This window comes from Aliarcobacter thereius LMG 24486 (assembly GCF_004214815.1).
Taxonomy (GTDB): Bacteria; Campylobacterota; Campylobacteria; order Campylobacterales; family Arcobacteraceae; genus Aliarcobacter; species Aliarcobacter thereius.
Genome location: NZ_CP035926.1, coordinates 307,987 through 321,215 on the forward strand (window position 1 = coordinate 307,987; position 13,229 = coordinate 321,215).

General features: G+C 27.1%; 14 protein-coding genes. All 14 read left to right on the plus strand.

Features of this window, described 5'->3' with window-relative positions; translation table 11 throughout:
• The first annotated feature begins 51 nt into the window (after positions 1-51).
• The 14 genes from ATH_RS01660 (at position 52) to rimM (ending at position 13,219) form a co-directional block, all read left to right on the plus strand.
• On the plus strand, positions 52-2,967 hold the full coding sequence (locus ATH_RS01660; protein WP_066389978.1) for a methyl-accepting chemotaxis protein: 2,916 nt from the start codon (positions 52-54) through the stop codon (positions 2,965-2,967).
• A 109-nt stretch (positions 2,968-3,076) separates the two neighbouring features.
• Complete coding sequence (locus ATH_RS01665; protein WP_066182843.1) at positions 3,077-4,366, plus strand: peptidase U32 family protein; 1,290 nt, start codon at positions 3,077-3,079, stop codon at positions 4,364-4,366.
• A 2-nt stretch (positions 4,367-4,368) separates the two neighbouring features.
• Positions 4,369-5,622 carry a glycosyltransferase family 9 protein gene (locus tag ATH_RS01670; protein ID WP_066182846.1) on the plus strand — a complete coding sequence of 418 codons (1,254 nt, stop codon included), beginning with the start codon at positions 4,369-4,371 and terminating at the stop codon, positions 5,620-5,622.
• 38 nt (positions 5,623-5,660) lie between these two features.
• Positions 5,661-6,155 carry a 5-(carboxyamino)imidazole ribonucleotide mutase gene (gene purE, locus ATH_RS01675; protein ID WP_066169951.1) on the plus strand — a complete coding sequence of 165 codons (495 nt, stop codon included), beginning with the start codon at positions 5,661-5,663 and terminating at the stop codon, positions 6,153-6,155.
• Positions 6,156-6,386, plus strand: a complete 231-nt coding sequence (locus ATH_RS01680) for a glutaredoxin family protein (RefSeq protein WP_066182849.1) — start codon at positions 6,156-6,158, stop codon at positions 6,384-6,386.
• A 1-nt stretch (position 6,387) separates the two neighbouring features.
• The gene (glyQ, locus tag ATH_RS01685; RefSeq protein WP_066182854.1) at positions 6,388-7,269 is read left to right on the plus strand and encodes a glycine--tRNA ligase subunit alpha; all 882 of its coding nucleotides are present in this window, start codon (positions 6,388-6,390) and stop codon (positions 7,267-7,269) included.
• Positions 7,269-8,021: a Nif3-like dinuclear metal center hexameric protein gene (locus tag ATH_RS01690; protein WP_066182857.1), complete on the plus strand. Its 753-nt coding sequence runs from the start codon at positions 7,269-7,271 to the stop codon at positions 8,019-8,021. Before glyQ ends, ATH_RS01690 begins: the two co-directional genes overlap by 1 nt.
• Entirely contained in the window at positions 8,014-8,742 is a 729-nt protein-coding gene (locus ATH_RS01695) for a zinc ribbon domain-containing protein (RefSeq protein WP_066182860.1), read from the plus strand. The genes ATH_RS01690 and ATH_RS01695 overlap by 8 nt, the downstream gene beginning before the upstream one ends.
• Positions 8,743-8,801: 59 nt before the next feature.
• Positions 8,802-9,893, plus strand: a complete 1,092-nt coding sequence (gene waaA / locus ATH_RS01700) for a lipid IV(A) 3-deoxy-D-manno-octulosonic acid transferase (RefSeq protein ID WP_235664935.1) — start codon at positions 8,802-8,804, stop codon at positions 9,891-9,893.
• Complete coding sequence (locus tag ATH_RS01705; protein ID WP_066182865.1) at positions 9,884-10,636, plus strand: pseudouridine synthase family protein; 753 nt, start codon at positions 9,884-9,886, stop codon at positions 10,634-10,636. The genes waaA and ATH_RS01705 overlap by 10 nt, the downstream gene beginning before the upstream one ends.
• Positions 10,637-10,782: 146 nt before the next feature.
• Positions 10,783-12,135, plus strand: coding sequence for a signal recognition particle protein (ffh, locus tag ATH_RS01710; protein ID WP_066182868.1), 1,353 nt, complete (start codon positions 10,783-10,785; stop codon positions 12,133-12,135).
• Between the two features lie 78 nt (positions 12,136-12,213).
• On the plus strand, positions 12,214-12,441 hold the full coding sequence (rpsP, locus tag ATH_RS01715) for a 30S ribosomal protein S16 (RefSeq protein WP_066182870.1): 228 nt from the start codon (positions 12,214-12,216) through the stop codon (positions 12,439-12,441).
• Between the two features lie 4 nt (positions 12,442-12,445).
• Positions 12,446-12,685, plus strand: a complete 240-nt coding sequence (locus tag ATH_RS01720; RefSeq protein WP_066182874.1) for a KH domain-containing protein — start codon at positions 12,446-12,448, stop codon at positions 12,683-12,685.
• 3 nt (positions 12,686-12,688) lie between these two features.
• Positions 12,689-13,219 carry a ribosome maturation factor RimM gene (rimM, locus tag ATH_RS01725; RefSeq protein WP_066182877.1) on the plus strand — a complete coding sequence of 177 codons (531 nt, stop codon included), beginning with the start codon at positions 12,689-12,691 and terminating at the stop codon, positions 13,217-13,219.
• Positions 13,220-13,229: the final 10 nt, after the last annotated feature.

Below are 13,229 nucleotides of genomic sequence, written 5' to 3' on the forward strand. Positions count from 1 at the left end.
TCCTATTTTAAAATGATATAATTAATCTTCGTTTGATTAAGGAGAGAGAATATGTCAAAGAAATTATCAATTAAAGTTAAAATATTAATTTTATCTATTTTAACTATAGTATTAATATCAATTGCCGTTGCTTTTGATTCTATAAACTCTATGAAAGAGTACTCAAATGAGAATATTGAGAACTATAAAAAAGAGGCTTATGATAGAAAAGAGCAGGAATTAAAAAACTATGTTTCACTTGCTATGAAAACTGTTGAAGCTTATTATGAGCGAACAAATATAGAAAAAATTAAATTAGAGTTAGAAGATGATTTATATCAGCAAACAATGTTTTTATTCTCTATTTTAGAAGGGGAGTATGAAAAGTATAAAAACTCTTTGTCAAATAGTGATTTAGAAGAGAGATTAAAGAATATTGTAAACTCTACAAGATATGGAAAGACAGGATATTTTTGGATAAATGATTTAGATGCAAAAGTGATAATACATCCAATTAGCCCATCTTTAAATAATCAAAATATGCATAATTACAAAGATCCAAACGGTAAACAGATCTTTAAAGAGTTTGCAGAGATTGCAAAGAAAAAAGGTGAAGGATATATAGATTATGTATGGCCCAAACCAGGATTTGATAAACCACAAGCAAAGGCATCTTTTGTAAAATTATTTAAACCATATAATTGGGTAATTGGAACAGGTGAATATATAGAAAATGCAACAGAAAGAATCCAAAAAGAAGCACTAAAAACAATCTCAGATATGAGATATGCAAATGATGACTATTTTTGGATAAATGATTCTCATCCATATATGATTCATCATCCAAATACAAAGCTAAATGGAACAGATTTAAATACATATAAAGATCCATTTGGTACAAAACTTTTTGTTGAGATGTCAAAAGTTACTAATGAGAAAAAAGAGGGTGGACTTGTAAAATATTATTGGGATAAACCAAATATTCCAAATGATCCAAAAGCAAAATTCTCTTATGTTCAAAGATTTGCACCTTGGGATTGGATTATTGGAACAGGTGCATATGTAGATGATATTGAAGATGAAGTTACTTTAATGCAAGAAAATACAAATAGTAAAATAAATAGTGTTATATTTAGTATTACTATTTTTGCTTTTATTGCAATGATAATTGCAATTGCAATTTTTAATTACTTTATTAATTTAGCAATAATTAGACCTTTAGGTGAATTAGATGATGCAATTAAAGATGTAATAAGTGGAGATGGAAATACTGATAGAATAGTAAATAAGTCTGATGATGAGATAGGAAAAATTGTAAATAGTTTTAATACCTATATAGATAAATTAAAAGAAGCATATATTGAAGATGGAAAAGTTATTCAAAATGTTGATGAAGTAATAGAGAAAGTTTCACAAGGATTTTATGTTTATAAAATTGAACAAACATCATCTAATCCACAAATTAGAAGATTAAGAGATTCTATAAATCAAATGATTGAAAGAACAAATGAGAACTTAGTAAATCTAAATAATATTTTAATAGAGTATGGAAACTCAAGATTTGTACAAAATGATTCTAAAATTGATACTACAAAAGTAAATGGAGTTATGTCATCTTTAGCAACAAGCACACTTTTAATAGGACATACGGTTTCAGAATTTTTATCTATGATTATTTCAACTGGTACAAAATTAAATAATGATACAGCAGTGTTATCAAAATCAGCTCAAGAACTATCAACTTCTGCAAATGAACAAGCAACATCGCTGGAGCAAACAGCAGCAGCTATTGAAGAGATAACGGCAATTATTAAACAGAGTGTTCAAAAAACATCTCAAATGTCTATTTTAGCAAATGAGCTTCAAAAATCTTCAAAAAGTGGAGAAACTTTGGCTAATCAGACAAATGAAGCTATGGATCAAATAAATAAAGAAGTTAGTTCTATAAATGAAGCTATTGAAGTAATTGATCAAATAGCATTTCAAACAAATATCTTAAGTTTAAATGCAGCAGTAGAAGCAGCAACAGCTGGAGAAGCTGGAAAAGGATTTGCAGTTGTAGCCCAAGAAGTAAGAAACCTTGCAAATAGAAGTGCAGAGGCTGCTAAAGAGATTAAAAATATTGTTGAGATTGCAACTTCTAAAGCAAATGAAGGAAAAAATATTGCAAGTAGTATGAAGCTTGGATATTCAGAACTTAATAAAAGGATAGATGAAACAATAGTATTAATAGAAGATGTTTCAAGAGGAACTAAAGAAGAAGAGATAGGAATTCTTCAAATTAATGACACTATAAATGTACTAGATAGAGTTACTCAAGTAAATGCTGGTTCTGCAAGAACAATAAGTACTTTAGCAAGAGAAGCTTCAAGTTTATCTGATAATTTACTAAAAATTGCAGATAGAGCAAAGTTCAAACAAGTTGACCCAAAAAGTATAGATGATATTGATTTAGTTTTTAAGATCTCTAAATTAAAGAATGATCATATTAAATTTAAGTTAGAAAATTTTGATAAAGTAGGTCAAACAAAAGTAGCTTGGCAAGTTGAAAATGATTTAGAGTGTGATTTAGGTAAATGGATTGCAGAACAAGAACAAAAATCTATGAATTTTGTTAAAAAAGATTATTGGAAAGAGCTAAAAAAACATCATGAATTAGTTCATAAAAATGTTCAAGAGTATATAAATGAAGATTGTAAACAAGAACCAGATAGCCAAAAATTAAAATCATATTCTATTGAATTAGATAATTCAACTGTTGAAGTTTTTAAAGCTTTGGATAGAGTTAAAGTTGATAATATAGGAAAAGATGAAGTTTTAAATACAAAACAGGCTCAAAAACAGATAGAAAAGCCTGAAATAAATAAAGAAAAACAAGATTTAGAAACTATAAAAATAGATGTAAAAGATGTAAAGATTCTTGAGAAAACTGAAAAAAAACAAGAGTTTAAATCAAATTCAAATGATGATGAATGGGAGAGCTTTTAAAAGCTCTCTTGACTTAAAAAACTTACAAACTTAATCTTTATCAAAAACAAGATACAATATCCCCTTAAAATAAATTAATATGCTATAAAAATAATCAAAGGAATCTTATATGAATAAGCAAAAAGTAGAGTTGCTTAGCCCAGCTGGGAATTTAGAAAAATTAAAAATTGCTATAAATTATGGTGCAGATGCTGTTTATGGTGGAGTTAGCCACTTTAGTTTAAGAATTAGAGCAGGAAAAGAGTTTACATTTGAAACATTTAAAGAAGGTATTGAATATGCACATGCAAGAGGTAAAAAAGTATATGCAACAATAAATGGCTTCCCTTTTAATTCTCAAATAGAACTTTTAAAAAAACATATTATAAATATGGCAGAAGTAAAACCAGATGCATTTATAGTTGCAGCACCTGGAGTTATTAAACTTTGTAGAGAATTAGCTCCACAAATACCAATTCATGTATCAACTCAAGCAAATGTTTTAAACTATCTTGATGCACAAGTTTATTGGGATATGGGAGTAAAAAGAATAATTGCAGCTAGAGAAATATCATTAAAAGATATAAAAGAGATAAAAAAGCATTTACCTGAAATGGAGATTGAAATTTTTGTTCATGGTTCTATGTGTTTTGCATATAGTGGAAGATGTTTAATAAGTGCTGTTCAAATGGGAAGAGTTCCAAATAGAGGTTCATGTGCAAATGATTGTAGATTTGAATATACACTTTATGCTGGAAATGAAGAGCATGGAAGTCTGTTTAGACTTGAAGAGGAACCAGGAGTTGGAACATATATTTTTAATTCAAAAGATATGAATCTTGCAAGTCATATAAAAGAGATTTTAGATACAGGAGCTGTTGATAGTTTAAAAATAGAAGGAAGAACAAAATCACCATATTATGCAGCGGTAACTGCAAAAGCATATAGAGAAGCTATTGATGACTATTTTGCAGATAATTTTGATGCAGAAAAATATCAAAGAGAGTTACACACTACAAAAAATAGAGGATTTACAGATGCTTATTTGGTTCATAGACCATTTGAAAAAACAGATTCTCAAAACCATGCATATGCTTTAAGTAAAGGAAGTTATGAAGTAACAGGACTTGTGAGTGAAGATGAAGAGCATTTTTACTGCAAATACAAAGTTTATCCAAATGAAGATATTGAAATATTTACTCCTCATAATACAGTTTTAGATACTTGTGATAATGAAATCGGGAAAATATTTAAAAAAGATGATGGATTGTATTATATAAATTTCAAAAAGATTTTAACTGATACAAATAAAGAGCTTGAAAGTGTTCATAGTGGAAATATAAATAAAATACAACTTCCTTGTAAATTACCATATTTAACAATGTTTAGAATAAAAAATGAAGAAGTAAATATAGAATAAAAATGATTTTTTTTAGAGTTACAAATAGTATAAATATAAAAATAACAGATGGTTCTATTTTAAAATATGATAGATTTAAAGCACCTGTAAATATTGAAAATGAAACAGTATATATTACAACTTATGATGATTTCCAAGATTTAAAAGAGATTTTTGCAAAAGTAGATAAAAATAGATATAGTGCAAAAGTTGTAAATGAGGATAGTGTAAGAGATATTCAAAGCTTTCCTATTGAATTAGGAGTTAGTTTTAAAGGTGAACAAAAATTAAGATATGAAATAGGAGATATTAGTTTTTTAGAATTAAAAGAGCAAGAACTATTAAATAATCTTAAAAGTTTTCATAAATCTAGTATAAAAGTTGCAGTAATAGGAAGTTTGGGAGATACTATTAGTAAAATGATATCTTCAATGGCAGCACTTAGAATTTTTTATGAAAAGCTAAAAGAGATTTATAAAAATGTTGATTTAGATATTTTTATAAAAGCTTCAAATAATAGCTATTTTAATAGAGATAAAAGTATTTACCAAACACAAAAATATATAAATAATATCTATCCACTTTCAACAAATACAAAAGCTTTTTGTCAATATGATTATTTTGTGGATAATAGTATTGATATAAGTAAAAATTTAGATATAAATATTGTTGATGCATGGCTTTATAAGTTTGGAATAGATTATAAAAAAGTTAATAATCTAAATAAATATTCTGAGATAAATATTGATAATTTTGAATTAACAAAAGATTTGAAGAATCAAATAGAGAAAGCAAAGAAAAGAGGTAAACTACTATTATTTCATCCATATAGTGCAAGTATAAATAAATCAATACCACAAAACTTTGCTATTGAGATATTAAAAGCATTAATTGATAAACTAGATGATTATATAATTGTTTCAACACTATTGATTGATCCAAAAATAAAATCAGATAATTTTGTAGATTTATCATCTTATTCAAAAACAATTGAGGATTTTATATATATTGTATCATCAATGGATAAAGTTTTAACAGCAGAAACTTCAGCACTTCATATTGCAGATTCATTTATGATTCCAACTCTTTGTATATCAACAAATGATGATGAAAATATTATGAAGTATTATAAAAATACAAAGAGTATATTTGTAAAAGATAGTTCAAAAAATTTATCTAAATTTATTTATGAAAATGATCTTTTAACTATCAATAAATTTGAAGAGTGGAAAAAGCTTAAGATAGAAGATATTATAAAAATATTAGAAAGTTTTTGATACAATAAAACTTTAAATTTTAATAAATAGGAAAAAAAATGAAATTTGTATCAATAATAATGGGTAGCAAATCAGATTATGATATTATGAAAAATTGTGCTGATACTTTTGAACAATTTAATGTAAAATATGAATTAATTATCTCTTCAGCTCACAGAAGTCCTGAAAGAACAAAAGAGTATGTAAAAGAAGCTGAAGAAAAAGGTGCTATTGCATTTATTGCTGCTGCTGGAATGGCTGCACACTTAGCTGGAGCTTTAGCTGCTACTACAACAAAACCGATTATTGGAGTACCTATGAAAGGTGGAGCTATGGATGGTATGGATGCTATGCTTTCTACTGTTCAAATGCCAGCTGGAATGCCTGTTGCTACTGTTGCTTTAGGAAAAGCAGGTGCTATAAATGCAGCTTATTTAGCAATGCAAATTTTAGCTATAAACGATAAAGATTTAGCAGCAAAACTAAAAGAAGATAGAGTTGTAAAAGCAAAAATTGTTGAAAGTGACTCAAAAGATATAGAGGTAATTCTATAATTGAAACCAGTTGCACTTTTTACACTTCCAAATTGTAAATTGTGCAATGAGGCTATTAACTACTTAAAAAGTAAAAAAATAAAATACAATCAAATAGATTTAATAAAAGATAAAAATGCTTTAAAAGATTGTCAAAAAAGATGCAAGGGTGCTCCAGTTATTTTGATTGGAAACTCTTGGATTTGTGGTTTTGACAAAAAAAGAATAAATAAAGAACTAGGAATAAAATAAGATGCTTACTTTTTCACAAATGTTATTAAAACTTCAAGAATATTGGGCAAATGAGGGTTGTAATATTGTTCAACCATATGATATTCCAGCAGGTGCAGGAACTTTTCATCCAGCAACACTACTTAGAAGTTTAGATAGCACTCCTTGGAGTGTAGCTTATGTTGCACCAAGTAGAAGACCAACTGATGGAAGATATGGAGAAAATCCAAATAGATTAGGAAGTTATTATCAGTTTCAAGTTTTAATAAAACCAAGTCCTGAAAATATTCAAGATCTATATTTAAAATCTTTAGAATATTTAGGTTTAGATTTATCAAAACATGATATTAGATTTGTTGAAGACAATTGGGAATCACCAACTTTGGGTGCTTGGGGATTAGGATGGGAAGTTTGGCTTGATGGTATGGAAGTTACTCAGTTTACATATTTTCAACAAGTTGGGGGAATTTCTTGTGAGCCTGTTGCTGTTGAGATAACTTATGGAACAGAAAGACTTGCTATGTATCTTCAAGGAGTTGATTCTATTTTTGATATCATTTGGAATGAAAATAAATTTGGGAAAACAACTTATGCAGATGTTCATAAAGAGAGTGAATATCAATTCTCAAAATATAATTTTGAAGTAGCAAACACTGAAATTTTATTTAAACATTTTGAAGAGTATTTTCTTGAGTGTAAAGCTTGTTTAAATGCGCAATTACCACTTCCTGCATATGATTATTGTATGTTAGCAAGTCATACTTTTAATACTTTAGATGCTAGAAAAGCAATAAGTGTTACTCAAAGACAAAATTATATTTTAAAAGTAAGAGAGTTATCTCAAGCTTGTGCTGTTATGTACAAAGAGCAAGAAGAAGAAAGAATAAAAAGAGTAAAATCTTAATGAAAGTTAAAGATATTTATGAGTATTTAAATATTCTAAGTCCTTTTGAATTACAAGAAAAATGGGATAACTCAGGACTTATTGTTGGAAATATGGAAGATAGTTTTGAAAACTTATATTTAAGTATGGATTTGGATTTAGAGTTAGTTGAAACTTTAAAACCAAACTCTTTAGTAATTACTCATCATCCACTTATTTTTTCTGGATTAAAAAGAGTAAATTATAATACTTACTCTACAAAAATAGTAAGAGAACTTATAAAAAAAGATATTAGTCTAATATCGATGCACACAAATATTGATAAAACACATCTAAATAGATTTGTAATAGAACGAATTCTAGAGTTTAAAGTAGATAATCAAAATGAATTTATAGCAAATTGTAGTGTTGATTTTAGTTTTGATGATCTTTTAAAGCATTTAAATAAAAAATTAAATCTAAAAAATATTAAATATGTAAAAACAAAAGAAAAAATTAGGAAAGTTGCTATTTGTACAGGATCAGCAATGAGTTTAATAGATGAAGTTGATGCTGATTGTTTTTTGACAGGCGATATTAAATATCACGATGCAATGGAAGCAAAAGCAAGAGGAATATCTCTAATAGATATAAGGCATTATGAGAGCGAAAATGCTTTTAGTCTTCTTTTAGAAGAGTTACTAAAAGATTATTTGAAAAAAAATCAATTTAAAGCTATAATATTAGCTTCAAAAAATCCATTTGAGTTTTTTAAAGGAGAAACCGTTGAATAAATATTTACAGGACTTAATTACTTTATCAAAATATGATAGAAGTATTAGTCAATTTGACCCAGAAATAGAGAAACAAAAAGCAAAATTAGCAGTTTTTGTTGAAACAGCAGAAGTATTAAAAGCTTCAATAGATAGTACATATAGAGATATTGATGAATTAAAATCAAAAAGAACAAAAAATAATATACATCTAAGTGATTTAAAATCTAAACTAGATAATATAGCTAAGAAGAATAAAGATGTATCAAATGAAAAAGAGCTGAAAGCTTTACAACTTGAAGAAGAGATAGCAAAAGAGCAAGTTTCATTTGCAAATGAAGAGATTGAAAGATTAGATAAGCTTACAGTTGCAAAAGAAGAAAATTTAAAAGAATTAAAAGAAAAACTAGCAACAGAAGAAGAAGATATTAAAGAGGTAAAAGTAGTAGTTGATAATGAAATAAATTCAATTAACGAAAATAGAAATGTTGTTTATGCACAAAGAAATGAACTTTTAGGAAATTTTGATAAAAAGATTTTAACTTTCTATGAAAAAATTAAAAGATGGGCAAAAGATACAGCGGTTGTTCCAGTTAAACAACAGGCTTGTTTTGGATGTTTTATGAAAATAAATGACAAAACTTATGCTGAAGTTATAAAAGGTGAAGAGATAGTAAATTGTCTTCATTGTGGAAGAATATTATATAAAGGTGAAGAAGAAGCCCAAGCACTTGAGGACTAATCTTGAACATATTTAGTATATTTTACAACATATTATTACTTTTTGTATATATACTAATTTTGCCTTTTTTACTTTTAAAGCTTAGAAATAAAAAGTATAAAGAGGCAATTCCTGCAAAATTCTTTTTGAAAAATAATCCAAAGTTTGATTTTACTGGTGTTTGGTTTCACTCTTGCTCAATGGGAGAGGTAAAAGCAATAAAGCCTTTGATTGATGAGTTCCAAGATAAAGCAAATATAAGTGTTATAACTAATACGGGTTATGAGGAAGCAAAGCTATATACAAAAAATGTAAGATTTTTACCATATGAAATCTTTTTACCATTTTGGGTAAATAGACAAAAAGTTCTAGTAGTTATGGAAGCTGAACTTTGGTATATGCTTTTTTTTATGGCAAAAAGAAAAGGAACAAAAACAATACTTATAAATGCAAGAATTTCAGATAGATCATATAAATCTTATTTAAATTTTAGATTTTTATATATAAAAATATTTGAAAATATTGATAAAGTTTTTGCTCAAAGTGAAATTGATAAAAAAAGGCTTATTGAACTTGGAGCTAAAAATGTTGAGGTAATTGGAAATATAAAACTAGCTCAACTTCCAAAAAAGAATATTGATTTTATAAAACCAGATATTCAAACAATAGTTGCAGCGAGTACACATGAAGGTGAAGAAAAACTTATATTAAATGCATATAAAAAAAAGTATGGAAAACTAATAGTTGTTCCAAGGCATCCTGAAAGGTTTCCAAAAGTTGATATTATGATAAGTGAATTTATTAAAAATAAAGATTTAACTTATCACAAGTTTAGTCAAAAAGATGATTTTTCAAGTGATATTATTCTTGTAGATAAAATGGGAATATTAAATGATATTTATGCAATTAGTGATATTACAATATTAGGTGGAGCATTTGCAAAAGTAGGTGGACATAATCCAATAGAACCAGCTTTCTTTGGAAGTAAGATTATAAGTGGAAAGAATATTTTTAATCAAAAATCACTATTTTCTTGTATAAAAAACTACTATTTAATTGAGGAAGAAGAGTTAGAAGATTATTTAAAAAAATCAGATACTCTTTTAAAACCAGAGCTTACAGAAGCTGGAAGCTTTGATGAGATTTTTAAGGAGATAAAAAAATGGCTATAGATTATGATAAAGCCTATAAACTTCTAGCAGCACAAGAAAGAGTTTCTAATTCTAAGGCAAAAGAGCTTATAGATAAGGGTTTAGTAAGTGTTGGAGGTAAGAAACTTCTAATTGCTAGAGGTGAAATAAGAGTTGATACTAAATTTAGTGTAAAAGATATTGCAAAAATTAGAGTAATTTTTGAAGATGATGATATTTTAGTTGTTGATAAACCAGCATTTTTAACAGCAGATGAAGTTTCAAGAAAATTCCCAAATGCAATTTTATTAAATAGACTTGACAAAGAGACAAGTGGTGTTATGATGTTTGCAAAGAATGAAGAGTTCCAAAAAAGAGCTATTAAAGAGTTTGCACAAAATAATGTATATAAAGAGTATGTTGCTATTGTTGAAGGAAAAGTTATTGATGAACTTGTAATTGATAAACCAATTTTAACTACAAAAGATAGAGGAACAGCAAAATCTAAAATAGATAAGCATGGTAAAAGTGCTAAAACAACTCTTTATCCAATGTTAGTTGAAGGAAATAAGTCAAAGGTTAAACTTGTTATTGAAAGTGGAAGAACTCATCAAATTAGAGTTCATTTAAGCTCTGTTGGGTTTCCAATAATTGGAGATAGTTTATATGGAAGAGTTGCTTCAAATGTAAATAGAGTTTTACTTCATTCAAAAATTACAAGAATATTTGATTATGAGTTTATTTCAAATGAACCAAAAGAATTTAAAGTGTATGATTTTAGCTAAATTTAAGTTTGTTAAAATACACAAGCCCTTAACAAAGGCTTTATGTGAAATATGAAACTAAATATATACTTAAATTATTCATAAAGTTTAAACTATATTAAAGCAAAAAAAAAGTAATATTACAAAATTAAAAATAAGGAAGTATTTTGTTTGATTCAATTACAGGTTCGTTAAAAAGTGTAATAAATAAAATTAGACATCATGATGATGCTGCATCATTATCTAGAGCAATAGGTGAATTAAAAAAAGCTTTTCTAAAAGCAGATGTTCACCATAAAACTACAAAAGATCTTTTGAGTTCAATAGAGTTTGGTGTAAAAAATATTGGAATTGGACAAGATAACTTCATAAAAGTATTAAAAGAAGAGTTAGAAAAAGTTTTAACTGCAAATGGTAATCAAGGTTTTGTTTTTGCAAATACACCTCCTACTATTATTTTAATGACAGGACTTCAAGGAAGTGGTAAAACAACGACAACTGGAAAACTTGCAAATTATTTAAAGCTTAGAAATAAAAAAGTTTTAGTTGCAGCTTGTGACTTACAAAGACTTGCAGCTGTTGAGCAATTAAAACAAATTGCAAAACAAATTGATGTTGAGATATATTTTGATGATATAGAAAAAAATCCTGTAAAAATTGCAAAAGCAGCAGTTGAAAAAGCTAAAAAAGAGCATTATGATGTTGTTTTAATAGATACAGCAGGAAGATTAGCTATTGATGAAGAGCTTATGGATGAGCTTAAAGATGTAAAAAGTGCTATAAATCCAAGTGAAATTTTCTATGTTGCAGACTCTTTAACTGGGCATGATGCTACAAAAACGGCTAGTACATTTAAAGAAAAAATAGGAATAGATGGAGTTATATTATCAAAATATGATGGAGATACAAAAGGTGGAGTTGCTTTAAGTATTGCAAATCAAGTAGGTGTTCCACTTAGATTCATAGGTACTGGTGAAAAAATGCCAGATCTTGAAGTATTTATACCTGATAGAATTGTTTCAAGACTTTTAGGACTTGGAGACATTGCTGGATTAGCTGAGAAAACTGCAACTATTATTGATGAGAAAAAAGCAAAAGAAGTAAGCAGAAAGATTAAAAAAGGTGAATTTAATTTTAATGACTTTTTAGAACAACTTCAAATGCTAAGCAAATTAGGTTCATTAAAGTCTATTATGGGAATGATTCCAGGCTTATCAAATATGATGCCAGGACTAAAAGATATGGACTTTGATAATTCAAAAGAGATTGTAAGAATAAAAGCTTTAATAGCTTCAATGACGCCAAAAGAGAGAGAAAACCCAGATTTATTAAATCCAAGTAGAAGAAAAAGAATTTCAAGTGGAGCAGGGCTTAGTGAAGTTCAAGTAAATAAAATTTTGAAACAGTTTAAAAGTGCATCAAAGATGGCTAAACAGCTATCGAGTAAAGGTGGAATGAAAGGTTTTTCTAATTTGCTTTCTCAAATGCAAGCAAATGGAATGCCTAAAATTCCTAGATAATTAAAATTCAAATAGTATTGAGTTGTGAACTTAATAGAGTTTAGAGTTCAATACTATAAATAAAAAAAGGACAAAACAATGACAGTAATTAGATTAACAAGAATGGGAAGAAATAAAAAACCATTTTATAGAATAGTTGTAACAGATTCAAGAAAAAGAAGAGATTCAGGATGGATTGAATCAATTGGATATTATAACCCAGTTGTTGAACCAAATGTTTTCAAAATTGATGAAGAAAGATATAACTATTGGATTAGTGTTGGTGCTAAACCATCTGAAAAAGTTAAAAAATTAACTACAAAATAGTAAAATGATAATAAGCTTTATAGAAAACTATGCCAAATTAATTGTTTCTATTCCTGAAGATGTAGAAGCTTTTGAAGAAAAGATTGAAGATAATTTTACTTTAATTACTTTAAAAGTAAATAATCTTGATATAGGAAAATTAATAGGTAAAAATGGAAATATGATAAATGCTCTTAAAACTATTGCAAATGGTTGTAAAGCAAAAGATGGTGTTTCTTACAAAATTCAGATTGTATCAAAGTAGTTTATGAATAATAAAGTTTATGTTGCTAAATTAGGAAAAACAGTTGGACTTCAAGGTTATTTAAGACTTTTTATAGATTCTGATTTTCCTAATCAGTTTAAGAAAGATAAAGTTTTCTTCACAAATAAAAAAATCACACTTAAAGTATTAGAGTATAATTTAAATAAAGAACTAATAAGATTTGAAGGTTTTGAAGATATAGATTCTGCAAAGAAACTTACGAATATAGAACTTTTTTCAACAATTGAAGATAGCAAAGAGTCTTGTATATTAGAAGAAAATGAACACTTTTGGTTTGATTTAATGAATTGTGAAGTTTATGAAGATGATTTACTTTTAGGAAAAGTTAGTGATATTCATAGATTTCCTTTAAATGACTATTTGCAAGTGGAAACAAGTAAGGAACTTGTTGAAAAAGAACTTCCTAAAACTTTTCTAATTCCACATATCTTTGATAACTTTATATTAAAAGTAGATATAGAAAGTAAAAGAATCTTTGTTAAAGATGCTTATGATATTTTAGAAAACTCATAAGAATCTTTAT

Coding starts and splice junctions, on each gene's coding strand:
- ATH_RS01660 (WP_066389978.1), top strand. CDS start 52: ATGTCAAAGAAATTATCAATTAAAGTTAAAATATTAATTTTATCTATT.
- ATH_RS01665 (WP_066182843.1), top strand. CDS start 3,077: ATGAATAAGCAAAAAGTAGAGTTGCTTAGCCCAGCTGGGAATTTAGAA.
- ATH_RS01670 (WP_066182846.1), top strand. CDS start 4,369: ATGATTTTTTTTAGAGTTACAAATAGTATAAATATAAAAATAACAGAT.
- purE (WP_066169951.1), top strand. CDS start 5,661: ATGAAATTTGTATCAATAATAATGGGTAGCAAATCAGATTATGATATT.
- glyQ (WP_066182854.1), top strand. CDS start 6,388: ATGCTTACTTTTTCACAAATGTTATTAAAACTTCAAGAATATTGGGCA.
- ATH_RS01690 (WP_066182857.1), top strand. CDS start 7,269: ATGAAAGTTAAAGATATTTATGAGTATTTAAATATTCTAAGTCCTTTT.
- ATH_RS01705 (WP_066182865.1), top strand. CDS start 9,884: ATGGCTATAGATTATGATAAAGCCTATAAACTTCTAGCAGCACAAGAA.
- rpsP (WP_066182870.1), top strand. CDS start 12,214: ATGACAGTAATTAGATTAACAAGAATGGGAAGAAATAAAAAACCATTT.
- ATH_RS01720 (WP_066182874.1), top strand. CDS start 12,446: ATGATAATAAGCTTTATAGAAAACTATGCCAAATTAATTGTTTCTATT.
- rimM (WP_066182877.1), top strand. CDS start 12,689: ATGAATAATAAAGTTTATGTTGCTAAATTAGGAAAAACAGTTGGACTT.